The sequence below is a fragment of the Alteromonas sp. G5_S2_22_S1 genome, assembly GCF_054968525.1.
Window position 1 is genome coordinate 71432 of the sequence record NZ_JBQKUJ010000007.1, and the last position, 22496, is coordinate 93927.

General features: G+C 46.8%; 21 protein-coding genes. 9 read left to right on the forward strand and 12 right to left on the reverse strand.

Annotated elements, in window-relative coordinates:
- Positions 1 to 196: 196 nt before the first annotated feature.
- The gene (gene fkpA, locus ACTRWF_RS09615; RefSeq protein ID WP_012520157.1) at positions 197 to 982 is read left to right on the forward strand and encodes an FKBP-type peptidyl-prolyl cis-trans isomerase; all 786 of its coding nucleotides are present in this window, start codon (positions 197 to 199) and stop codon (positions 980 to 982) included.
- A 264-nt stretch (positions 983 to 1246) separates the two neighbouring features.
- Here the strand turns inward: fkpA and ACTRWF_RS09620 are convergent, their stop codons facing one another.
- Positions 1247 to 1516 carry a hypothetical protein gene (locus tag ACTRWF_RS09620; protein ID WP_015068477.1) on the reverse strand — a complete coding sequence of 90 codons (270 nt, stop codon included), beginning with the start codon at positions 1514 to 1516 and terminating at the stop codon, positions 1247 to 1249.
- Positions 1517 to 1690: 174 nt separating this feature from the next.
- Here ACTRWF_RS09620 and greB point away from each other — a divergent pair, with 174 nt between their 5' ends.
- From greB to ACTRWF_RS09635, 3 genes are all read left to right on the forward strand, one after another.
- Entirely contained in the window at positions 1691 to 2176 is a 486-nt protein-coding gene (gene greB / locus ACTRWF_RS09625) for a transcription elongation factor GreB (RefSeq protein WP_012520159.1), read from the forward strand.
- Between the two features lie 177 nt (positions 2177 to 2353).
- Complete coding sequence (locus tag ACTRWF_RS09630) at positions 2354 to 4720, forward strand: Tex-like N-terminal domain-containing protein (RefSeq protein WP_462835464.1); 2367 nt, start codon at positions 2354 to 2356, stop codon at positions 4718 to 4720.
- 292 nt (positions 4721 to 5012) lie between these two features.
- Entirely contained in the window at positions 5013 to 6791 is a 1779-nt protein-coding gene (locus ACTRWF_RS09635; RefSeq protein ID WP_024017247.1) for a C1 family peptidase, read from the forward strand.
- A 66-nt stretch (positions 6792 to 6857) separates the two neighbouring features.
- Here the strand turns inward: ACTRWF_RS09635 and ACTRWF_RS09640 are convergent, their stop codons facing one another.
- From ACTRWF_RS09640 to bioH, 3 genes are all read right to left on the reverse strand, one after another.
- Positions 6858 to 7841: a putative metalloprotease CJM1_0395 family protein gene (locus ACTRWF_RS09640; protein ID WP_462835465.1), complete on the reverse strand. Its 984-nt coding sequence runs from the start codon at positions 7839 to 7841 to the stop codon at positions 6858 to 6860.
- A gap of 14 nt (positions 7842 to 7855) precedes the next feature.
- Positions 7856 to 8170 carry a hypothetical protein gene (locus tag ACTRWF_RS09645; RefSeq protein ID WP_462835466.1) on the reverse strand — a complete coding sequence of 105 codons (315 nt, stop codon included), beginning with the start codon at positions 8168 to 8170 and terminating at the stop codon, positions 7856 to 7858.
- A gap of 182 nt (positions 8171 to 8352) precedes the next feature.
- The gene (bioH, locus tag ACTRWF_RS09650; RefSeq protein ID WP_020744536.1) at positions 8353 to 9162 is read right to left on the reverse strand and encodes a pimeloyl-ACP methyl ester esterase BioH; all 810 of its coding nucleotides are present in this window, start codon (positions 9160 to 9162) and stop codon (positions 8353 to 8355) included.
- A gap of 99 nt (positions 9163 to 9261) precedes the next feature.
- Between bioH and ACTRWF_RS09655 the strand changes: the two genes are divergently transcribed.
- On the forward strand, positions 9262 to 9975 hold the full coding sequence (locus ACTRWF_RS09655) for a ComF family protein (RefSeq protein ID WP_462835467.1): 714 nt from the start codon (positions 9262 to 9264) through the stop codon (positions 9973 to 9975).
- Between the two features lie 70 nt (positions 9976 to 10045).
- Here the strand turns inward: ACTRWF_RS09655 and ACTRWF_RS09660 are convergent, their stop codons facing one another.
- Positions 10046 to 12703, reverse strand: coding sequence for a M14 family zinc carboxypeptidase (locus ACTRWF_RS09660; protein ID WP_462835468.1), 2658 nt, complete (start codon positions 12701 to 12703; stop codon positions 10046 to 10048).
- Positions 12704 to 12864: 161 nt separating this feature from the next.
- Here ACTRWF_RS09660 and nfuA point away from each other — a divergent pair, with 161 nt between their 5' ends.
- The 3 genes from nfuA (at position 12865) to ACTRWF_RS09675 (ending at position 15060) form a co-directional block, all read left to right on the forward strand.
- Entirely contained in the window at positions 12865 to 13443 is a 579-nt protein-coding gene (nfuA, locus tag ACTRWF_RS09665; protein WP_012518748.1) for a Fe-S biogenesis protein NfuA, read from the forward strand.
- Between the two features lie 476 nt (positions 13444 to 13919).
- A complete protein-coding gene (locus ACTRWF_RS09670; RefSeq protein ID WP_012520168.1) occupies positions 13920 to 14615 on the forward strand; it encodes an aspartate/glutamate racemase family protein in 696 nt (231 codons plus the stop codon).
- Between the two features lie 61 nt (positions 14616 to 14676).
- Entirely contained in the window at positions 14677 to 15060 is a 384-nt protein-coding gene (locus ACTRWF_RS09675) for a VOC family protein (RefSeq protein WP_012518745.1), read from the forward strand.
- A 63-nt stretch (positions 15061 to 15123) separates the two neighbouring features.
- Here ACTRWF_RS09675 and ACTRWF_RS09680 read toward each other — a convergent pair whose 3' ends face one another.
- Positions 15124 to 16470: an MATE family efflux transporter gene (locus tag ACTRWF_RS09680; RefSeq protein ID WP_462835469.1), complete on the reverse strand. Its 1347-nt coding sequence runs from the start codon at positions 16468 to 16470 to the stop codon at positions 15124 to 15126.
- Positions 16471 to 16593: 123 nt separating this feature from the next.
- Between ACTRWF_RS09680 and ACTRWF_RS09685 the strand changes: the two genes are divergently transcribed.
- Positions 16594 to 17796 carry a polysaccharide deacetylase family protein gene (locus ACTRWF_RS09685; protein ID WP_462835470.1) on the forward strand — a complete coding sequence of 401 codons (1203 nt, stop codon included), beginning with the start codon at positions 16594 to 16596 and terminating at the stop codon, positions 17794 to 17796.
- A gap of 76 nt (positions 17797 to 17872) precedes the next feature.
- Here the strand turns inward: ACTRWF_RS09685 and ACTRWF_RS09690 are convergent, their stop codons facing one another.
- From ACTRWF_RS09690 to ACTRWF_RS09715, 6 genes are read right to left on the reverse strand one after another with little or no spacing between them, the layout of a single operon-like run.
- Positions 17873 to 18460 carry a GNAT family N-acetyltransferase gene (locus tag ACTRWF_RS09690; RefSeq protein ID WP_012520171.1) on the reverse strand — a complete coding sequence of 196 codons (588 nt, stop codon included), beginning with the start codon at positions 18458 to 18460 and terminating at the stop codon, positions 17873 to 17875.
- A 1-nt stretch (position 18461) separates the two neighbouring features.
- The gene (locus ACTRWF_RS09695) at positions 18462 to 19106 is read right to left on the reverse strand and encodes an SCO family protein (RefSeq protein ID WP_462835471.1); all 645 of its coding nucleotides are present in this window, start codon (positions 19104 to 19106) and stop codon (positions 18462 to 18464) included.
- On the reverse strand, positions 19103 to 20020 hold the full coding sequence (cyoE, locus tag ACTRWF_RS09700; protein ID WP_462835472.1) for a heme o synthase: 918 nt from the start codon (positions 20018 to 20020) through the stop codon (positions 19103 to 19105). The genes ACTRWF_RS09695 and cyoE overlap by 4 nt, the downstream gene beginning before the upstream one ends.
- Entirely contained in the window at positions 20013 to 21224 is a 1212-nt protein-coding gene (locus ACTRWF_RS09705; RefSeq protein ID WP_462835473.1) for a COX15/CtaA family protein, read from the reverse strand. Before ACTRWF_RS09705 ends, cyoE begins: the two co-directional genes overlap by 8 nt.
- 5 nt (positions 21225 to 21229) lie before the next feature.
- Positions 21230 to 21769: a hypothetical protein gene (locus tag ACTRWF_RS09710; RefSeq protein WP_012518738.1), complete on the reverse strand. Its 540-nt coding sequence runs from the start codon at positions 21767 to 21769 to the stop codon at positions 21230 to 21232.
- A complete protein-coding gene (locus ACTRWF_RS09715; protein ID WP_462835474.1) occupies positions 21762 to 22466 on the reverse strand; it encodes an SURF1 family cytochrome oxidase biogenesis protein in 705 nt (234 codons plus the stop codon). Before ACTRWF_RS09715 ends, ACTRWF_RS09710 begins: the two co-directional genes overlap by 8 nt.
- Between the last annotated feature and the right edge of the window lie 30 nt (positions 22467 to 22496).

A 22496-nucleotide genomic window follows, 5' to 3' on the forward strand; every position in this document is an offset into this window, starting at 1 on the left:
GAATTGCCAATAAGTACGATGAGTAACACTATTCTACGGAACAATTGAGGCCTAAACATAATCAAATGGGTTTCGCTTTGTAAACGCTAGGTTTAACATAGCATGGATCACGCATCTTTAACTATCGTGCACACTGCCTTAGATGCAGCAGTATAGACATAGACGCATGATGATAATAATTAATGGAGACGTTTTTATGCAGAAGTCGCTCGTTGCCTTATCTACTATCGCTGCGCTAGGCCTTTTCGCTTGCCAGCCAAATACATCTGATGAGGCCGCTTCTACAAGCGCTGATAGTGCAAAAACAACTGCTGTTGCAGCAGAAGAAATGACAGATACGCAAAAACAAGCTTACGCCATGGGCGCAAGCATGGGTCTGTTCGTAAGCAACCGTGCCGAACAACAAGAACAACTTGGCCTAACGCTAGACCAAGACGCGCTACAACAAGGTTTTAAAGACGGCCTAAACGACACGCTAAAATTTACACCTGAGCAAATTCAACAAATTGCTCAACAGGGTGAAGAAGTATTGCGTGCTAAACAGCAAGAAATGGCTGAACAAGCTGCTGAGAAAAACATTGAAGCAGGCATTGCTTACCTAGAAGAAAATGGTAAGAAAGAAGGTGTTGTTACTACTGAATCAGGCCTTCAATATGAAGTGCTTGAAGAAGGCGAAGGCGCAAGCCCGGTAGCGACCGACATGGTAAAAGTTCACTATCGTGGCACTTTGCTAGACGGCACCGAGTTCGACTCTTCATACAAGCGTGGCGAGCCTGCTGAATTCCCGCTTAACCGTGTTATCGCAGGCTGGACCGAAGGTGTTCAATTGATGAAAGAAGGCGCGAAATATCGCTTCCACATTCCATCTGAACTAGCCTATGGACAGCGCTCTACTGGCGCTATCACACCTAATTCAACGCTAATCTTTGACGTTGAGCTTTTAGAGGTGGTTAAGCCTGAAGCCGAAGCACCAGCTGAGTAAGCAACCGCTTTAGAAAAGAGAAAGCCGACGCATAGCGTCGGCTTTTTTGTTTTAGTGAGTCAGCGTGATCCTTGCTTACCTTTTCCCTACGAGCTAGTGGGTTTTCACCACGCGCGTACCCAAATAGTAAAGTGGGTTATTCAATATGCTTGGTGCCTCGAATTACACTTATAAGCTTAGCCTAAATTAGCGAAACTTCACGCTCAGAACCCTATTTTCTTGTAACGATTTAGCCTTAAAACTCAAAGCTTAAAACGAAAGGTTTTAACGCTGAGGCGCACGGCGTCTTTCTGTGTGCACTTTAAAGGTGGCAAAGTGGTTTAATAGCGTCTGCCCCACTTTGTAAATGGCACAGCCTAAAATAAGATAGACCACGGTTATCGTGCTATTTAAGCGAACCACAATATCAAGTAGAGCGTACAGCAATAACAACGCACCGCTTAAAAACAGCATAAAACCGATGATAGTACCGCTTATTTGAAGAGGTTCATTGCCCGGCCTTCGGCGGTTCAACACAGGTATTCGGTTACGCATTCGCTTCCCCTAATAATTTGTCTAGTATTTATACTGTGACATTGCATGAAAGGTTTATGTTCAATAATTATTCAATCTGCCCTTTTTGTCACTTTTTCCGAGTATCAAAGATTGCGTTTTGTGGTATTACCCACATAAAGTAGGGGTAATTAGCTGGAATATGTATAGGACATTGTGAAGACACCGCTTATCACTCGAAAAGGCTACCTTAAGCTGAAACAAGAGCTGGACTTCTTGTGGCGTGAAGAACGACCAGAGATTACTCGCAAAGTAACCTGGGCTGCCAGCCTAGGCGATAGAAGTGAGAATGCCGACTACCAATACAACAAAAAGAAGCTGCGTGAAATTGACCGCCGCGTTCGCTACCTACGCAAGTGCTTAGAAAACCTTAAAGTTGTGGATTACGACCCACAGCAAGAAGGAAAAGTTTTTTTTGGCGCCTGGGTTGAAATTGAGAACGAGGCAGGAAAAGTAATGGAGCTGCGCCTAGTTGGCTATGATGAAATTTTTGGCCGCAGGGACTACATTTCTATCGACTCTCCTATGGCGAGAGCATTGATTGGCAAAGAAGAAGACGATGAGTTTGTTGTGAAGACCGAAACGGGCACCAAAGAATGGTGGATAAACCGAATTTGGTACGATGCCACAGACAAACTATAACCAGAGATAGGCGCCATTAGATTACCCTTTAAAACCCAATGATCAGACGACTTCCCCTACACCGCGGTGATATACTCACCGCTTCTGTTTTCACTACCGACGCTGTGTACGTAAGCCTTTCGCACACCGTTTATTCGCCATTGCCTAACGCGAATTTTTAGTATCTTAGAGCGACTTATGATTATCAATAAAATTGCAGATGAACTTAGCGTTCAACCTTCGCAAGTAACTGCCGCCGTAAAACTTCTCGATGATGGAGCTACCGTTCCTTTTATCGCCCGTTACCGAAAAGAAGTCACCCAAGGACTTGATGATACGCAGCTGCGAACGCTAGAGCAGCGCTTAACCTACCTGCGTGAGTTAGAAGAGCGCCGCGACGTTATTCTTAAATCAATAGAAGAACAAGGCAAGCTGACTGACGAGCTAAAAAGCAGTATCAGTAGTGCTGACAGTAAAACCACCCTTGAAGATTTATATTTACCCTATAAACCTCGCAGGCGCACTAAGGGCCAAATTGCCATTGAAGCGGGACTAGAGCCACTTGCTGACGCCTTATTCAATAACCCAGACACAGATGCTGAAAGTGAAGCGCAAAAGTACGTTAATGCAGAAAATGGCATTGCTGATACTAAGCCAGCGTTAGAAGGCGCCCGCTATATTTTAATGGAGCGCTTTGCAGAAGATGCGTCGCTGTTAGCTAAAGTGCGTCACTACCTTATCGAAAACGCACATGTAAAAAGTACCGTTGCGCCGGGTAAGGAACAAGAAGCCGCGAAATATAAAGATTACTTTGAGCACAGCGAAAAATATAAAACGGTACCCTCTCACCGCGCCCTTGCTATGTTTAGAGGCCGCAACGAAGGCATGCTTCACATTCAGCTTGATGCCGACCCGCAGTCAGAAGAAAAAGGGCCTTCACACTGCGAACACATTATTGCGAGCCACTACGATATTATGCACCGCGGCCGGGGTGCGGATGATTTCTTAGCCCAAGTTGTGCAGTGGACGTGGAAAATCAAAATTGGCCTACACATGGAAACCGAGCTTTTCAGCGCGCTACGAGAGCGAGCCGAAGAAGAGGCCATTGAAGTGTTTGCTAAAAACCTGAACGACCTGCTGATGGCAGCGCCTGCTGGTGCAAAAACCACGATGGGCCTAGATCCAGGTTTAAGAACCGGCGTTAAAGTAGCGGTAGTAGACAGCACGGGTAAAGTGGTTGCGACCAACACCATATTCCCACACGCGCCGCAAAACCAGTGGGATAAATCTATGCGTACGCTTACCACGCTATGTAAGCAATACAAGGTAGATTTGATCAGCATTGGTAACGGCACCGGCTCGCGTGAAACCGACAAACTGGTTGGCGAAATGCTTAAAAACAACAGCGAACTTACTGCACAGAAAATTATGGTTAGCGAAGCTGGCGCATCGGTATATTCAGCGTCTGAGCTTGCTTCAAAAGAGCTACCAGAGCTTGACGTGTCAATTCGAGGTGCGGTTTCCATTGCGCGACGCCTACAAGACCCGCTCGCAGAATTAGTTAAAATTGAGCCTAAAGCCATTGGTGTAGGCCAGTATCAGCACGACGTAAGCCAAAGTCAGTTGGGCAAATCGCTTGACCGTGTTATTGAAGACTGTGTGAATGCGGTGGGTGTTGATTTAAATACTGCGTCACCTGCGCTGTTAAGCTATGTGTCGGGCTTAAACAAAACCCTTGCCCACAATATTGTTAATTTCAGAGACACCAACGGCGCCTTCCCTGACCGTAAAGCACTATTGAAAGTAGAGCGCTTAGGGCCAAAAGCCTTCGAGCAAGCGGCGGGCTTCCTGCGTATTGTTAATGGCTCAAACCCACTTGATGCTTCGGCAGTGCACCCCGAAGCGTACCCAGTGGTTGATAAAATTGTAGATACCACCGCTGTTGCAGTAAATGACATTATCGGTAACACCGAACTACTAAAAAGCTTATCGCCTGATACCTTTACCAGCGACGAATTTGGTCTTCCTACGGTAAAAGATATCCTTAAAGAGTTAGATAAACCAGGCCGTGACCCTCGCCCTGAGTTTAAAACTGCCGCGTTTAAAGAAGGCGTTGAAACCATTAACGACCTTAAGCTAGGTATGATTTTAGAAGGCGTAGTTAGCAACGTAGCTAACTTTGGCGCATTTGTTGATGTGGGCGTACATCAGGATGGATTGGTGCACATTTCTGCGCTTACCAACAAATTTATCTCTGACCCACGTGAAGTGGTGAAAGCAGGCGACATCGTTAAAGTTAAAGTGCTTGAAGTAGACGTTGCTCGCAAGCGTATTTCCTTCACCATGCGCTTAGATGATACGCCAAGTCAAAGCAACAATGCTGGCGGCCATAGCGCTACAGGTAAGGGGGCTTCAAGTAAGGGCGCTAATAACCAGCGTGCAGGTAAAGCACAAAATAAAGGGTCTGGGCGTTCGAATCAGGGGGGCGGCAATCGCAACAGTCAACCGCAAAACAGCGCTATGGGCAACGCTTTTGCCGATGCGTTTGCTAAAGCGAAAAAGTAAATATTTTAACGCTTTTCTAATCAAAAAGAGCCTGCTTTAAAGCAGGCTCTTTTTTATTTCAAGCCTTTATCCCGCTTCCATTAGGCCTGTTATTTTTGCTACATTATTAACCGCGCAAGGTAATTCGTGTGCGCACTGAGCACCGAAATGATGAAAGGTGTTGGTCACACTACAACCAAAATTCGTATGCTGTGGACGTATAGCGAGGGTAATGTTGCGCCTTTGACCAAAGCCTTTGTTTCTAAGGCTCTACTTTCGGACAACGAAACGCTAGCAATCAAAGGACGATATAATGAACTCGCCTGTTTCACAAAAAACACTCAATGTCAGCGCTGACTATCCCGACCTTAGGGACCGTTACTATCAACCAAACCTCACTCCACTTAAGCCGTTTATCGACCCGCCAGGTAACCTTGTCATATTAGATCAAGGCAAAGACGGGGCATGTACGGGGTTCGCCCTTGCTGCCACTATTAACTTCATTTACCGCCAACAGGGTCGAAAACAGACCGTAAGTCCGTGGATGCTTTATGCCATGGCAAAGCGTCATGATGAATGGCTCGGTGAAGCCTACGAGGGTTCTAGCTGCCGCGGCGCAATTAAGGGCTGGTATAACAGCGGTGTTTGCCATGCTTCACTTACCGAAGACATTACCCATAGCAATGAGTTTGAAATGTCACTTGCTATCACCAATAACGCAAGCAATCACAGGCTAGGGGCCTACTATCGCATCGAAAGGGAAATTAGTGATTTCCACGCTGCGCTTAATGAAGTGGGTGTTATTTTTGTCTCCGCCAGAATTCATGAAGGCTGGAACAATTGCGAAGGCGATACCATCACCCTTAGACCAGAACCTATGGGCGGCCATGCTTTTGCCATCGTTGGCTATAACGACGAAGGCTTTTGGATTCAAAATTCATGGGGCGCTGATTGGAAGAAATCTGGGCTTGCCCTTTGGCGCTACGATGATTGGGCGCTAAATGTGATGGATGCGTGGGTAGTGCAGCTAGCGCTACCGATTGCCGGCACTGGCACCTTTCACCAAGCCACTCGCTCTATTGCACAAGGGCTATTCTCGCGCTCTACGCCGCGGGTGAGTATTCAAGATCATTTCGTTCACTTCGACGACGGGCACTTCGATACAACCAGCAAGTATTGGAGCAATAAAAATCACGTCGACACCATTATTGAAAAGCTATCTCAAAGTGAACATAAGCACGTAATGCTTTACGCCCACGGCGGGCTAAATAGCATAAAGGCCTCGGCTAAGCGTATTGCCGCCATGAAAGATACCTTTCTTAAAAACGAGGTATATCCCATACATTTTATGTATGACACCGGCATGCTGGAAGAATTAAAAGATATTTTAGGCTTTAAGAACCAAGAACTGAGTAACAAAGTTGGCGCGTTTACTGATTACACAGACCGTATTTTAGAGTGGGCTACAAGAAAAGTGGGCGGCGCTCTATGGCGAGAAATGAAGTCGGATGCCTGTACGCCTTTCACCCGCGTCACTTCCGATGGTACCTATTTCTTAACCCGACTGGCCGACTATTTAAAAAATAACACGCACATTCAACTTCACATAGTGGGTCACTCAGCGGGCTCTATTTTTCAAGCTCATAGCCTTGCTCGTCTATTTAAAATTGATGAAACGCTCAAAGTAGATAGTCTACATTTAATGGCGCCGGCAATAAGCTATCCGTTATTTAATGAAACATTGGCTCCGCTAATTGAAAGTGAGCATATTGCTTCAACAACGGTTTATAACTTATCCGGGCCTTTAGAGAAAGACGACCACGTGGCGCGTATTTACCAAAAATCACTGCTTTATCTCGTATCGAATGCCTTTGAGTCGAAAACGGCAATGCCATTACTAGGTATGGCGGCCTTTAATGCGCCAATTGCTAATGTAACGTTCAAGTATAGTGAAGGGAAAGAAGGTGATTCTACCGCGGCGACCTCACACGGTGGCTTTGATAGCGACGTAGACACCATGAACTCAGTGCTTACCGATATTACCGGTGGCTCCCCTAAATACCCCTTTACCAAAGCAATTTTAGATTATTGATGCGGGCGGTATTTGCAGTAAAAAGCACGTGTACGTGGAAGTTATGTCAGTGAACCGTGCAGGTGCTTAAGCCTGAAGCGAAAGGCCTTCAGCAGATGGCGTGTACGCCTGTAAATAAGCACTTTGAATACGCCCAATTCTCGCCTGCATAAACTGAGAATCATCATTGGCGCTACCCGCGCTTGAAGTAGAGTCAGCAAACTGGGGTTGGGACGATAGCACAGCGTTCGGTGCTGAGTCGGTCGGTATATCTTCATTGGTGACAGAGCCAGCTTCTTGTGCAATATCAGTTTGTGGTGTGATACTGCTATCAATATTCGTATCTAAAGCACTTTGAGCGGTATCATTGCCTTGGGCTTGCTGCCCTTTAGCAATGTTGCTGCGAGCTTCAGTGGCTTTTTGAGATGCCTCTGCCGCTACTTTTAAATCTTGTGAAGAAGGCTCAGCGGGCGCGAGAGCGGCAGCTCGCACTTGTTCCATCTTTTTCAACGTTTCTTCTGGCGTTTTTTCTTCTGAGACATCAATAGACACCTCGCCGTCGGTCACATAGCGCTTATTATCTGGGCCTGTTGTATACTCATACTGAGGCGCACCAGCATATTGGCCGCCCGTTGAAGCATGGGCCTGTTCGTGGACTCTTACTTCCTGATCGCGGGCTTTTAGTTGCTCAATTTCCGCGGCGTCTTGCTGCTCTTGTTGTTCTTCCTGTGCTTGCTGTGTTGACTGGTCAGATTGCTGCTGGTCTTTGGCGTTCTGTTTACCCGCACTTTCATCCTGAGCATTATCTTTTTCCTGCCCAAATACATTTTGAAATGCTGCTTGCAGTTCAGATTGAATTTGCGGTCGTTCATAGGTAACGGGAGCAGGAGGTTGTCCTGGACTTTTCGCTTTGTCAGCTTCAGACCCCAGCCCTTTCTGAGACGCACCTTGCTCAGCATCTGATGCTTGAGGTATGGTTTCACGCTGCACATTGTCTCTGCGCGCAGACTCGGTATTGATGTTAGCGGTAGGATAGGCAATGGCGTTAAGGATAGGTGTAATTATATTCACCGTGAGCGCTCCCGTTACGCCAGAACGTCGATAATAGTGCCAAGCATATCGTCGGCTACGCCTAGCACTTTGGCAGAGGCTTGCGCGTTTCGCTCATTTACGTTCAACGCGATGAGATCATCTGTCAATCGTGTTGCGCTAGATGAGGTGTTGTTGGTGCCGTTAGCAGCCGTATTGGGCTGGATTGGCTGCGCTGGGGCCACAGCATCTTCAGCTGTACGTTGGGCAATACTAGATGCCGCCTGCGAAATACCTTCGCTAGCACTTTGTAAGCCATACTGGGCCGCTACAAATGCAGAACTTGCACTGTTACCGTCAACACCTGTCATACACTACCTCTACTCTCTCATGTGCAATTATTGACCACTTTTACACAAATGAAAAGCTAAGACTTAACGCAGCGTATTAAACCTTTGTCAGAAGGTGCTTTTTATTTTACCCAATTTAAAGGAAGCTGTACGAAATAAGCTCCTGATTATAAAAGTCAGGAGCGCAATTCATGCCAGTCAGATTAGGATGCCTTTTGCTGGTAAATACCTGCCATGAAACGAAACAGGATGTCAGCGGTTTGCTGAGGATGGGAAATAAATGGTGCATGAGAAGCATGAGGCAACACCACCGTATCAGCCTGCGGATGCAGCTCACATATTCTGTCAATTCCGCTAGTCGGCACTAAGCTGTCTAATCTTCCGTAAAGGCGCAGTGTTGGCACAGTTATCCGCCCCACATCTTGTCGCATATCTTCGGTGGACAACATGCGAAGCCCTTTTTTAAGCGCTTCTTCCGCAGGAGCAGGGAATTGGGTTACCTGTTCCCTAATGGCTTTAATATCCTGCTTAGCGGTTTCACTTCCCATCGCTTGGATAGCCAAGAAGCGTTCTAGGGTTTTTTGATAGTTTTTCTCAAGCTGCGCTTCAAACATAGAGAGTAAATCGGCTGCAATACCAGGCCAACAAGGCCCTGCAATAAAACGCGGCGTTGAGGCGATGGTGACGAGACCGGTAAGTTTTTCAGGCGCTAATAGGGCAAGCTTCTGCGCAACCAACCCGCCTAAAGACCAGCCAACCACGACGCATCGCTCTGGTAGTTTATTCACTACAGCCTGCGCCAGCGAATCTGCGTTATACGGGGAAGGAACGATACCCGCATTCTCTCCGAACCCGGGAAGATCAATAGTAGTCACGCGAAAGTTATCGCTTAAGTAGGGAAGGAAGGATGTGAACGCACCGCTATTCATCCCCCATCCATGAAGAAATACAAGATCTACGCCTGTACCCTTTGTACGGGTGACAAGCTCGCCGTTTGTATGCAAACTTTCCATTTACACCTCCTCTGGCTGTAACGTGTTTTTTGAGACTACACGTAATGATGAAAATAGGTCGACGTTCGACAATTCAAGGAAGTTGATGGAATCAACACTATGAACCTTTCATGCTTGCTATGTTATCAGGCAAGTCCTGCGCCAGTATGTCACTGGTGTGAAGATGACATCTTTTTTTTCGATGAGCGGTTACACGGAAGTAATCTACTTCACTACGGCCCTGTTGCAGGCCACGTCAAGCATAGCCACTACGATTCACTTAGTGTGCTAGGGCTTCATACATGGCCCATGTCATCGCTGGTTCACCAGTTGAAGTTTACGCATTCCCTTACCGCAGGAAAAGTGTTAAGTCACTGGTTTGTCCATAAAAAGCGACAGTGCACGCTAACAGTGCCTCATTTACTCCTTCCGGTTCCTATTAGTGCATGGCGATTAGCCACACGACACTACAACCAAGCCGCCGTATTAAGCCATCAGCTTAGCTATACATTTGGTATCCCGATTGATCACCAATGGGCCAGAAGACAGGGATTGAGTGTACAGCACCACCTATCTAGAGTAGCAAGGGCAGAAAATGCAAGCCGCGTATTTCACCTATCGGCCTCCTGCATAGACCACTCAATCAAGGCTCTGGGACACAAGAAAAACGGACGTGACCTCACCGTCGCTATTGTTGATGACGTACTCACCACTGGGGTAACAGTGAACACGCTGAGTAAGCAGTTAAAAATGCGCTACCCGAAGATAACGGTTCAAGTGTGGGCAGCGGCGTTCACGCCGCCGCCGAAAAGCAGCTTATTTCAATACGCGTAAGCGGCGCGGCCAAATAGCCCACCTTAGTGAGCGCCCACTTACCGCTTACACTCACTGCTGCTGTTGTGCATTACCGAATGAAGTGAGATTGATAAATCGCATTCGCAAGCATTTTATTTGTGCCATACCAATACCCTCTAAATTGCGTATTGTCCGTAAAGCCTATAACCACACCACGCCCCATTTTTTGCGCTGTAACGGCCGTAGACTCTGCCATTAAAGCGACCATAGCGTTATCACTAAACCCCGCCATTAACGGTTCATCGGTATAGCGCGCTGGGGTGACAAATGGCGAATTGCTGGCTTCAACTATCATATTGTTGGTTTTAAACATTGGCAGTGTATCGTCATCGTAGCCGTAGAATAAAGGATGTGATTTATCGATATTGGCCTCAAAAACAGCCCCCGCCACTAACTTTCTAGCGTAAAGCGAGGCTCCATCCTTATAGCTAAGCTCACTGTCATCAAACGCATTATCTATGCTCTCTTGGCTAACCATTTCGATATCCAGCCACTTATGCTCGGCGAAATAACGCAGCGCAGACTTTTGTCCGATGACTACACCACCCGCTTTAACCCAGTCTTCTATCTTTTCGTTTTCCGAATCAGAGAAGTGATAGCGGCCACTTGGAAACAAAATATGGGTGTAGGTTACACTGGGGTCGCTTAGCGCCCTCGCCACATTGTGCTGATCTACAATGCTCGCAGGCAGGCCGACCTTCGTATCGAAATAGTGCCACATCTCACCCGCTTCATATTCACTGGTGCCTTCACCACCGACAATAAGTACCTGTGGTAAAGCTACCGGCTTCATGCTTCTGCTGCCTAAGTCGTTTCCGGTAGGCGTTAAGCCGCTGCGAAGGCTAAATACTGGTACCTGCAGCTGTTGCTGTACGCTTTTAAGAATAGACGCCAAATTTTCCGGCTGGCCTAAGCCTTTAGGAATAATGATACTGCCTGGCTGCAGCGCGATATTTTTGCCATTGTACTGAACGGCAGAAAAGGGCTTTTCGCTGCTACGCACTTTAACGCCGGCTTCAAGTAAGGTTTGAAGCATGGCCGGGGCATAGTAGTGCTGCCAAGAAAATGCGTAGGCATAAGCATCGCTTTGAATTGAATTTAGCGTTGCTTGCTTTAGTGTGTCTCTAGCACCTAACTCGAGACCGCGCGCATCGCCTTTGTCCAAAGGCGCATAGTCTAAGTTAAAAGCTAACGCTAAATTCCACGTGGACACATCGTAAAAAGTATTGTTTTCAAACGACGTTTGCGTTGAAAAAATAGATTTAACCAAACGATACTGCGGCTGATTTGTGGGAATATATATCGCCTGACCTGCGCTATAGCGAACCTTATTCACCTCATGGTTTTCTGTTAGCACTTCATAGCGGATGTGATGCTGATTTAGCAGCGCGATAAACGCATTAAAGCGGCCAGTATCGTTTGACACACCAACTACAAAGCCGGAATGTTCGTCCTTTTTAGCAAGCGATTGGGTGCTTTTAACAAACCCAGATTGGTAATCAAGAATTGCGGCTTTATTTGCCAATGCGCCTCTAAAGGTGCTTAGAGACGTGGTAATTTGATTGGCAATGGTGTCTTTGAAGGCAAGCTTGCCATTGATAGAGTCCTGAAGGTGACCTCGTGAACTGGCCTGCTCAAAAAGAATACCTATACTGCCGTGCAGATCAGGGTAAGTTGACCCTTTCCCTGCATAAAAGTCATCAAAAGCTTCTTGAGTGAAATACAGTTCCCCTTGCTCGTCAAAGGCAGCAGCATGATATTGCGCAAGGGCCTCGGTTAGCGTTACGTTTTCATCTGGCGTTAAAGGGTTTTTGCGCGAGCGAACACCGGGCTGAAAGAAGTAGGTGCTATCGGTACCCATTTCGTGAAAGTCGGTCAGTATATGCGGGCGCCATTTATGGAACTGCTTAATACGTGCTTGCGACTCCGGGTGGGCCAATAACAACCAGTCGCGGTTTAAGTCGAACCAATAATGATTGGTGCGCCCAGAGGGCCAGCCTTCGTCATGTTCGCGGTGACGACTGTCAGAAACCAACTGCTTTCCCTTGTGCATATTCGCCCACTGAGCAAAGCGTGATAGACCATCGGGGTTGAAAGACGGGTCGAACAGCACAATATTATTGTCTAACAAGGCATCAATTTCTTTACCTTCGCCAGCAGCGAGGTAATAAGCCAGTGCAAGCGAGGCATTTGTGCCCGAGGGTTCATTACCGTGAATACTGTAACCCATATAGAAAACTAGCGGTGCGTCGCTACCGACCTTGTCGCCACTTTCCATAGCGTTAATGTGCTGTTTTCGAAGTGTTTCGATATTCTTGCGGTTTGAAGGCGACGTAATAGTCAACAACAAAAGCGGACGATTTTCATGAGTGCGACCGGTTTCCTCAAGGGTGATACGATCGGACTTTTCGGCTAATACCTTCATGTAATTCACGACTTGGTCGTGGCGAACATGCCACTCGCCAATGTTGGCACCAAGTACCGATTCCGGTGTAGGGATATTCGGGTTATATGTCACGCTATCGGGTAGGTATGCGGTAACCGGCTGTCCACCCACATCTGGCGTTAGGGTAACCGTTGAATTTAAGGCTTGCTGTGCATATGCTTGCTGGCTAATCGTTGCACCAAAGGCAAATGAGCTAAGGGCCAATAATGCGGCAAATTTAAATCGGCTGTTTTTGGTGGAGTAATGCAATTTCGCTAACATAGCGCTTCCCGTCTTGTTGTTATGGTTGAGAAGTAAATGCTATAAGCACGCTTCCCAACAAATTCGATTTACTGGAATAATTTATTTAATTAATACCTGACTGTTTTAGTCAGGTAAATTTGTTACAATAATCCAAATTTCAAAATATGTAGGACTTGCTGATGATAACTATATCAGAAGAAGCCCAGGCTCACTTCGTAAAACTGTTGAGTAAACAAGAGTCTGGCACGAATATTCGTGTATTCGTCGTAAACCCAGGCACTTCGTCGGCAGAGTGTGGCGTGTCCTATTGCCCGCCAGATGCTGTGGAAGAGACTGACACACGCTTAACGTTCAACGGTTTTGACGCGGTCGTAGATGAAGAGAGCGCACCGTATTTAGACGAAGCTGAAATTGATTATGTAACCGACCAAATGGGCTCGCAACTCACGTTAAAAGCGCCTAACGCTAAAGCGCGTAAGGTGTCTGATGATGCGCCGCTTATTGAACGTATTAATTACATGATCGAGTCGGAAATTAATCCGCAGCTAGCTAACCACGGCGGCCAAGTTGTACTTACCGAACTCACTGATGACGGCTATGCTGTACTTCAGTTTGGTGGTGGCTGTAACGGTTGCTCTATGGTTGATGTAACGCTTAAAGATGGCATTGAAAAACAAATGCTTGAACAGTTTGCAGGCGAGCTAAATGGCGTACGCGATGCAACAGAACACCAAGCAGGTGAGCACTCTTACTACTAAGGGCGACGCCAAGCCGTTATAGGTTCTCAACCTTATGCTAACGCAAGATATACACAAAAGCTGGCAACGATTTAAAATGGGTCTCACCCTTTTCGTTGTCGGCGTCTTGCTTTTATTTACCACAAGTCACCTTCACACTACGCTTTACTATTTAAGCCTTCTCGTTTTATTTGTGGGCTTCGCCCTAGCCATGTTGGGCTATTTCGGTATTTTCATTCAGCGTTTTTCGTTTCTAAAAAATAAAAAGCCGCCACCTAAGTTTTAATCACGCTTTGACGTATCAAAAGCCCTTACCAGCATTAGCTTAGGCTCAGCACAGTTTCAAAAAGCCACAACCTACTTTCTTTTAAAGTGCTATCTCTTTCTTGACACATAACGATGTTATGGCATGTAATGAAAGTTCAGATGGCAAGTAGTCAATGCAGCTCCAAACAGGTAGATTAGTTTAAAACACCCATGACGCAACGGTAGATATGATGAAAAAACTTGGTTTGTTAGGCGGAATGAGTTGGGAGTCTACGGTCAGTTATTATCAAGCAATAAACCGAGGGGTGAATGCCCGCCTTGGCGGCTTACACAGCGCTCAACTCGTTTTGAGCAGCGTTGATTTTGCGCAGATAGAACAGCTTCAACATAGAGGAGACTGGAGTAAAACCGCAGATATTCTCACTCAAGAAGCCAGAAACCTTGAGCTAGCTGGCGCAAAAGCCTTGGTTATCTGTACCAATACCATGCACAAAGTAGCCGACACCATTGAGCAAAATATTTCAGTCCCGCTTATTCATATCGCCGATGCTACAGGTAACGAGCTTCAACAGCATAGCGTTAAAAAAGTCGGGCTACTCGGCACACGCTTTACCATGGAGCAACCCTTTTATAGGTCGCGCATAGAAAATAATTTTAACATTGATGTTATTACGCCCAATGCACGACAGCGAGATATTGTGCATAAGATAATTTATGAACAATTATGCAAGGGCGTGATTTGTGTTGACTCCCGTAACGCGTATATTGAGATTATTAACGCACTTGCAGGCAAAGGTGCTGAAGGCATTATTTTAGGCTGTACGGAAATCGCATTATTGATACAGCAGCAACACACCCAAGTTCGGTTATTCGATACCACTGCTATTCACGCATCTGCAGCCGTCGACATTGCATTAAGTGATTGAGGGTCTATTAACCCTATTTGATCGATGGGGCTTACCCCAGATTTAAAAAGAGGACACAACTATGTTTAGCCACGTTATGTTAGGTGCAAATGACCTTGAAGCGTCGAAGAAGTTTTATGATGCCGTTTTAGGCGTACTGGGCTACGAGCCCGGGGTTTTTGATGAACACGGACGAGTATTCTACTACACGCCAAAGGGTATTTTGGCGCTAACCAAACCGATTAACGGTGAAGCCGCCACACATGGTAACGGCACAACACTCGGCCTTGCTGCCCGCACACCAGAGTTGGTAGATGAGTGGCATAAAGTAGGAAGCGAGAATGGGGGTGTTCCATGTGAAGATCCACCAGGCATTCGAGGCAATGGCGAACGCCAACTTTACCTTGCTTACCTGCGAGACCCTGCAGGCAATAAGCTTTGTGCCACGCACATCGTCAAGATGTAACGGTTAAAAATATTAAGCCTGCCGAGGCTTCATTGCCATCTGCAGGCTTAGTTATACGTTTTACTACCCGTTAGAAGACGCCAGTTCTTCACGCTTGTCTAACCGATAAAAGCTCCAAGCCAATGTCACGCCCCTAGCTAGTAAAAAGGCAAGTAGGGCATACCATAGGCTTACATTACCCTGGTTTTTGGTGAGGTACCACACGGGGAAGTAGACGCCTAGCGCACTTATTATCATAGTATTTCGCATTGCGCTGGCTCGGGTAAGGCCAACAAATACACCATCGTATAAAAAGCACCAGTGCGCCAACAAGGGAAGTAAAACCATCAAGCTAAGGTAGGGCAGTGCTGCCCTTACAATGCCACCATGCTCGGTAAGTAGCTCAATAATGGCTTCACCTGCTGCGTAAAATATCAGGCTATAGATAAGGGCAAAAATACTCGACCAAACTAGCCCTTGATAAGTACGCCGTTTAATTTCGGCCGTATTTGAAGCCCCTTTGGCTTCCCCCACCAGCGCTTCCACACCATAGGCAATGCCATCTAACCCCAGAGCAATCAAAACGAAGAACTGCATAAGTATAGCGTTGACCGCTGCCGACGTTTCGCCGTAGCGGGCGCCTTGAATAGTGAGGAACGCTAAGCAGCCTTGCAATGCTAAGTTGCGTAATAGCATGTCACCGTTTAGCTTCATCAACACTTTTCGGGTAGCGCGGTTAAACCACGATGCACTTACCGCTACACCGCCAACCTGTTTAAAAGCCACCACTAGCGCCATTATTGCCATGGTATATTCAGCGATTACGCTGGCTAGCGCTACGCCAGCCACAGACAGGTTCAGGCCAAACACAAATATCACATCGAGCGTGGCATTTAATAAATTCCCCACAATTTGAATGGTCATAACGCTGCGCGTTTTCTGTTGCCCCACTAACCACCCCACCAATGCAAGATTCAGCATGGCAGCAGGTGCCCCCCACACTCGGGTCGAAAAGTAATGTTGAAGGTGAAGGGCTACGTCACTGTTTGGCTGGGTTAAGGTTAAGCCTACAGAAAGAATAGGGGACTGAAGAACAAGCACGGCGCCCCCCAACAACAAGGCTACGGCCACCGTTTGCCATAATACTTTCGCCGACTCTAATGTATTGTTCTGCGCGCCTTTAGCTTGGGCACTTAACCCCGTTGAAGACATGCGAAGAAAACCACATACCCAGTATATTTGGGTTAATATGAGCGCACCTACCGACGCCCCCGCAAGCATGGCGGGTAACGACATGTGCCCGAGAACCGCAGTATCCACTAAGCCTAATAGCGGTGTAGTAATATTCGCTAAGATCATGGGAAGCGCTAGGGCTAACAGACGGGTATGATCGTCAAAAAAGGAGCGCTGAGTTACTTGGAAACGGGACATAAATGATCTCAGTAGGGGTTGGTTTCGCTATATACTATCAACTTATGGCGCAGCATAACTAAAACGCGCACTGGCTCATCTAAGTAGCAAACAGGTAAAGACGCGTTCATACAAGAGTTTATCATGCTATTAAATTTGATCAGGCACTCAATGGATGATGATATGAAAACAAGCAATGTGGTACACAACAGAACGATGAAACGCACGAATGTCAAATATCTAGCAATAATGTTCATGGGGTTTTTTAGTGTATTGTTTTTCGCGCCAGCCCTCTCTGCAACCCCTGCGGCTGATATCAACAATCAAGTTGAGGCAAGCAGCGATTCAACGCTAAGCACCACCCCAAACGCCGCAATTCTGCTTTATCACCATGTATCGTCTTCAACGCCTGCCAGCACGAGTATATCGCCTGAGACCTTTAAATCACACATGGAATACTTGGAAACGCACCACACAGTAGTGCCGCTTCAGGACGTTGTTTCCGCGATACAAAACAACACCACACTGCCTGAAAAGGCTGTCGCTATTACGTTTGACGATGGCTATGCCAATATTTTAGACAATGCTCACCCAATTCTCGCCGAAATGGATTTTCCTTATACTGTGTTTATTAACCCCAATGAAATTGGCGTAGGCCCGCAGCAGTTAACATGGGAGCAAGTCGTTGCCATGCATAACGACGGCGTTGTGTTTGCCAATCACACCCTAGACCATTTACACATGCTAAATGGTGAGCAGGAAATGGGCGAGCGCACATGGCTCGACACCGTATGGCAAAACGTTGAAAGTGCAGAACAGAAGATAGCAGATAGGCTGGATATCAGCCTTAAATATTTGGCCTTCCCATTTGGCGAATACAATACGGCGCTCGCCAATAAGCTTGAAGCTGAAGGTTATGTAGGGTTTGGACAACACTCGGGAGCGGTAGGCCCTAACAGCGATATGCAGGCCCTCCCACGTTTCCCCGCGGCGGGCCCCTACGCTAACTTAGCTACACTTAAAACCAAGCTAAACAGTCTAGCTATGCCAGTCACACATACCACTCATCAGAACCCACGAATGACTCAAAGAAGGCTGACCTCTCCTATTAGCCTTACTATCGACAGTGACGATGTGCGCCTTTCTCAGGTAAATTGCTTTTTTAGCGGCAAGCCAATAGAAACAAATATTGAAGGTAACGTACTGACCTTTAGCGTAAATGAAATGCTCCCCGTAGGGCGGTCACGGGTTAACTGCACGGCACCATCTAATACACAGGCCGGGCGCTACTACTGGTATTCGACGCCTTTTTTTGTGGCCGATGAAAAAGGGAATTATCCAGATTAAGTAGAAGCGATTGTTTTAACATACAACAAGGGCTGCTATGTATATTAAAGCAGCCCTTACATAACGAATGGTTTACCTACACGGGTTTGGAAAAGCGGATAAACCCTTTGTTTATCGACTCTTCTACAAAGTCATGGCGTTGATAAAAACGAATGGCGGGGATATTCGATACTTCAACGTCCAACACCAGCTTACGCTTTTGCAGCTTTGCAGCGCGGGCCTGCATAGTGTCAATCAGCTGTGAGCCTACTCCCGAACGGCGCGCACTTTCAGCAACAGATAAATGGCCAATCATAAGCTCGGTGTTGGTTGGCGGCGTTAAATTTATGGCTACCGTTTGGTTGCGCATCAGAACCGTCATGGCTTCATCAAGGGTAAAATAAGACGTTATACTGTCGAGCGTTGCTCTATCAAATGCTGCGCCTAGCTTGCTATGCCAGCAGGTAACGACACCAAGAACCTCATCACCTTTGCATGCCACCCAATGATTATTGAAACCATACTGACCACCACCAAGCGCCCACGCATGGGAAAGATAGCCATCGGCCGTTTTGTTCTTATTGTGTCCAAAGATAGACGTTAATAATGACTGCGCCGCATTTAAAATAAGTGGCGCAATTTGCGCAGCATCAGAAGCTACGCCTTGCCTGATTTCAATTTCCATACTACTGCTTTGAGATAATTACTGGCATGTCTGCCAATATTTGCTGGGAATCACTTATCGATAGCTTTCCTGGCTCTCTTTTTGGTTTAAATCTTCCTATCACCCTAGCTTCAGGGTCGATAAGTACAACGGACGCACTGTGATCAACTAAATAATTGGGGTTGTCGGTACTTTCTGCAATAGCATACATCATTCCCAAGTTGCGTACGAAGGGAAAAAGCGCTTTATGCTCGCCGGTAAGGGCAATGAACTCTTCATTAAAATAGCTCACATACTCTGCCAGTCTTTCAACTGAGTCGCGTTTTGGGTCCACAGATACAAAAACAATGCGAATTGGTTCGACGCTATTTAGGGCTTGAAGTTCTGGGTAAATATTATTGAGCTCAGCCATGGTAGTAGGGCAAATGTCGGGGCAAAAGGTATAGCCCACAAACACAAGGCTCCACTGGCCTTTTAAAGACGACGTATCAAAGCGTTCGCCCTTATGCGATACCAAGGAAAAAGGCGATATAGTACGTGGTTCTGGGTAGGTTTGAAAATAGTCAGGCTCGCCTTCAACACTCGGGGGCGCAATATAAAGCGCCCCGACTATGCCAGCACAAAGTGCTAAAAACGCAACAAGGCCGACAGTGATTCGTTGATTCATAAACTCAGTGGTATGTAGTGATCTAAGAGTAATACTACAAACAATACCATGAGATGAATAATTGAAAACCTAAAAGTTTTCATTGCGGTTTGTGAATCTGCGTCGAACTTCAGCTTTAGCGCGTAATATAAAAAGCTAATATTCAATATACTCGCGCCAATTAGATAAATAAGATCGCTCATGCCAGTCAAGTAAGGTAGCAAGCACACAAGCCCTAACAATACTGTGTATAGCAACACGGATGTTTTGGTAAAAGAAATCCCATGAGTAACAGGCAGCATAGGCACTTTCGCTTTCGCGTAGTCTTTTTCTCTATGGATGGCAAGCGCCCAAAAATGCGGGGGCGTCCATGTAAAGATGATAAGTACCAACAAGAGTGCGTGGGCATGAATCTCGCCCGTTACCGCAGTCCAGCCTAAAAGCGGAGGGGCTGCGCCTGCTAGGCCGCCAATAACGATATTTTGAGGCGTTGCACGCTTTAAGTACATGGTGTAGATGAAGGCGTAGCCGACTAAGCTAGCCAGCGTGAGCCATGCCGTTATCATGTTTACAAAAAGAGCGAGGACCGCAAAGCCCACTACACCCAGTATTCCTGCAAACCAAAGGGCATTATTTATACTCACTTTACCTTTCGCCACGGGACGGTTAAAGGTACGCGCCATCACGCTATCTATTTTGTGATCGACAACATGATTAATCACCGCAGCTGACGCTGATAACATGCCTATACCGAGTAAGCCACAAATTAAAACCTCAGCCGATACCCAAGTAGGCGTGGCTAAGCACATGCCCACTAGCGCAGTTAACAGCAGCAACATCACCACATTCGGTTTAGTCATTTCATAATAATCGCGCCAGGTAACCTGTTGGTATTGGCGAGAAGCGCGTGCCTGTAATGGAAGTGATTTAGCCATGGAAACCTCCTGGAGCTCTAGGGAGAATATGAGAAGCGGAAGACCCAGAAATAGGGCCAGGTGAATTTGCGTGAGTGCTAAACGCGCCCGCGGGATTAAACGGCGTAGAGGGTGGCGACGGTGTAGCGATGCCCACTGAACTGTCTTTTTCCCCTTCTTTTTTGTACACGGCATTGCGTTGCAACACGGTAGCCACAGTAAAAATTAGGTTTAGCAAAGCAAGCAGTAACACAGCGGCTACAGCGTTGTGCAGTACCGCCACCGCTAATGGCAACATGAAAACAACATTGCTAACCCCTAGTGCCACCTGCATGCACAACGCGATTAACATAACTACACTGACGTACTTTTGTTTTTGCGTAGCAAAATTGCTTACCAATACGCGAACCCCCAAGGCTAGCAAATACAAAAAAGTGATAACTGCGCCTAGTCTATGCACAATATGCATCGTTACCCGCTCGCCATAGTCGTGAGCGCCAAATTCATAATTATCCGCATTGGGTACGCTAAAAGCGCCTTTAAAATCGATACGCCCTTGCCAGCCGCTTTCACACACCGGAAGCTCAGTACATGCAAGGGCTGCGTAGTTTGCCGACGTCCACCCCCCTAAAGCAATTTGCGTAACTAATACGCCTAAGCCAACAAACGCAAAAAACTTAACAGAAGACTGAAACGCGGTAGCGCGAGGCCCACTAAAAGGGTGCTCTTCATATTGTAAAGCATCAGTATTGGCCGCTTGATGACGGCGTAGCCGAAGGTACAGAATAAAGAGGCATGAAAGTACCGAGAAGCCGCCGAGAAGGTGCCCCATCACCACAACAGGAAGTAGATTAAGTGTTACCGTCCACATGCCAAGTGCCGCTTGAAATATAATCAGCCCCAGCAGCAGTAACGGCAGTTTAACCGGCGTGCCCTTGTCACGCTGCCGAAGGGCGATAACGGCGATAGCAAGTACACAAACTCCCAGCGTGCCAGCAAAATAACGATGAATCATTTCGTTCCACGCTTTAAAGGCCTCGACAGGACGTTCTGGGTAGGCCGCGTTTGCCTGAGCCACTTTTTCCTCGCTTAGAGGTACCGTTAAATTACCATAGCACCCTGGCCAATCAGGGCAGCCCAGCCCAGCGTCCGTAAGCCTTGTATAAGCACCCAAAATTATGACTACCGCCGCTAAGAAAATACTGAATAGGGTTAACTTTTTCATCGTTATTATCCTATGCGAGACAGTTTTAGAAGCTTTCTCATGTCGGCTAGCATATTGCGACTTTCCATCACCGCCTCTTTTCTGTCGTTGTTTATCTCATAAAAGAGCATGGCGTTGTTTTGGGTATCTACGATGTAAACACTGCTTGATAAAAGAGCCGTGGGGGACGTAACCTTTAGCGTTTCAACAAAAGGGTATTCGCTCAACGCGGCGAGCGCTTTTTGATCGCTTGAAGACGTAGAGACGACCAGCGCCTGAGCACGGTCCGACTCTTTACCTAGTGCTAACCACACTTGGTTAATGCTAAATAGGGCGTTCTCGCACACGCTATCGCACGTTTCGGGCATGACGTAAAGCAATCGCCATTTCGGCTCTGCATCTTTAAGCAAAGCACTCATATCAATGGTAGGCGCTAGCAAATTACCTTTATTGGTCGCGCCTTTGGTGAACCAGTCGTTATCAAGGGCAAGCTTTGCCAACACCACAGGCAAAACAAACACCGCCACCATAATAATTAACGTCTTTTTTGAAGCAGTATTACTCATAACTACGTCCTTTCTTACTAATTACAAAGCCGCCAATAGCGGCGGCGGCTATGGCTAAACCAAACCATTGCAGCGCATAGCCAAGGTGCTTTTCAGGAGACATTACAACCGCCTTATGCTCGCGAATAAATGCGGGGTCGGGGGTTGTAAGTTGAAGAATAAAAGGTAAAAAGTTGCGCTCTAACGCATGGCTTAAAGCAGCAAAATCGATGTACTGAACAAGTGCCGGGCTTTGCGCAAGTGCCATATTCGTTTCTTTAACTAACGGATTTTCACCGGGCGCACTGATAATGCCGGTAAATGCCCGCATATCGCTAGCCAAGCGGATATCCGGTAAGGTTCGGGTTAAGTCTGGCGCCGGCACCCAACCGAAATTAACCAATAGCCAGCCTGCATTGGTATACACCGGAGCGAGAACATCAAACCCCACCCGTTGCTTGTGAATTTGGTTGTCTAAAAGCAGGACGTGATTGGCGTCTAATGCGCCGCTAAACGATACCGTAATATCTCGGGGATCCTGATTTAAAAGCGCTTCTTCTAAACTCAAGGTTCCATTGCTTTGCTTTTGCGCTATGCTAGCTAAGCGTTGTTGCTTTTGGACCATGCGATCAAGTTGCCAATACCCTAAACCGCACATTATCGCCACACTAAAGCCTGTGAGTAACCAAGGAATAACGCGGCTAGTGCGAGAGAACATAGTTATCTCGCCCCGTGCACAAATAAAATA

What these genes read in the sequence shown, in the direction of transcription:
- cyoE (WP_462835472.1), bottom strand. Translation starts at nt 20,020, where the DNA reads ATGGCTAAATCACTTCCATTACAGGCACGCGCTTCTCGCCAATACCAA.
- ACTRWF_RS09675 (WP_012518745.1), top strand. Translation starts at nt 14,677, where the DNA reads ATGTTTAGCCACGTTATGTTAGGTGCAAATGACCTTGAAGCGTCGAAG.
- ACTRWF_RS09715 (WP_462835474.1), bottom strand. Translation starts at nt 22,466, where the DNA reads ATGTTCTCTCGCACTAGCCGCGTTATTCCTTGGTTACTCACAGGCTTT.
- ACTRWF_RS09655 (WP_462835467.1), top strand. Translation starts at nt 9,262, where the DNA reads ATGAACCTTTCATGCTTGCTATGTTATCAGGCAAGTCCTGCGCCAGTA.
- bioH (WP_020744536.1), bottom strand. Translation starts at nt 9,162, where the DNA reads ATGGAAAGTTTGCATACAAACGGCGAGCTTGTCACCCGTACAAAGGGT.
- ACTRWF_RS09705 (WP_462835473.1), bottom strand. Translation starts at nt 21,224, where the DNA reads ATGAAAAAGTTAACCCTATTCAGTATTTTCTTAGCGGCGGTAGTCATA.
- ACTRWF_RS09660 (WP_462835468.1), bottom strand. Translation starts at nt 12,703, where the DNA reads ATGTTAGCGAAATTGCATTACTCCACCAAAAACAGCCGATTTAAATTT.
- ACTRWF_RS09680 (WP_462835469.1), bottom strand. Translation starts at nt 16,470, where the DNA reads ATGTCCCGTTTCCAAGTAACTCAGCGCTCCTTTTTTGACGATCATACC.
- ACTRWF_RS09690 (WP_012520171.1), bottom strand. Translation starts at nt 18,460, where the DNA reads ATGGAAATTGAAATCAGGCAAGGCGTAGCTTCTGATGCTGCGCAAATT.
- fkpA (WP_012520157.1), top strand. Translation starts at nt 197, where the DNA reads ATGCAGAAGTCGCTCGTTGCCTTATCTACTATCGCTGCGCTAGGCCTT.
- ACTRWF_RS09670 (WP_012520168.1), top strand. Translation starts at nt 13,920, where the DNA reads ATGAAAAAACTTGGTTTGTTAGGCGGAATGAGTTGGGAGTCTACGGTC.
- ACTRWF_RS09695 (WP_462835471.1), bottom strand. Translation starts at nt 19,106, where the DNA reads ATGAATCAACGAATCACTGTCGGCCTTGTTGCGTTTTTAGCACTTTGT.
- nfuA (WP_012518748.1), top strand. Translation starts at nt 12,865, where the DNA reads ATGATAACTATATCAGAAGAAGCCCAGGCTCACTTCGTAAAACTGTTG.
- ACTRWF_RS09630 (WP_462835464.1), top strand. Translation starts at nt 2,354, where the DNA reads ATGATTATCAATAAAATTGCAGATGAACTTAGCGTTCAACCTTCGCAA.
- ACTRWF_RS09620 (WP_015068477.1), bottom strand. Translation starts at nt 1,516, where the DNA reads ATGCGTAACCGAATACCTGTGTTGAACCGCCGAAGGCCGGGCAATGAA.
- ACTRWF_RS09645 (WP_462835466.1), bottom strand. Translation starts at nt 8,170, where the DNA reads ATGACAGGTGTTGACGGTAACAGTGCAAGTTCTGCATTTGTAGCGGCC.
- ACTRWF_RS09710 (WP_012518738.1), bottom strand. Translation starts at nt 21,769, where the DNA reads ATGAGTAATACTGCTTCAAAAAAGACGTTAATTATTATGGTGGCGGTG.
- ACTRWF_RS09685 (WP_462835470.1), top strand. Translation starts at nt 16,594, where the DNA reads ATGCTATTAAATTTGATCAGGCACTCAATGGATGATGATATGAAAACA.
- ACTRWF_RS09635 (WP_024017247.1), top strand. Translation starts at nt 5,013, where the DNA reads ATGAACTCGCCTGTTTCACAAAAAACACTCAATGTCAGCGCTGACTAT.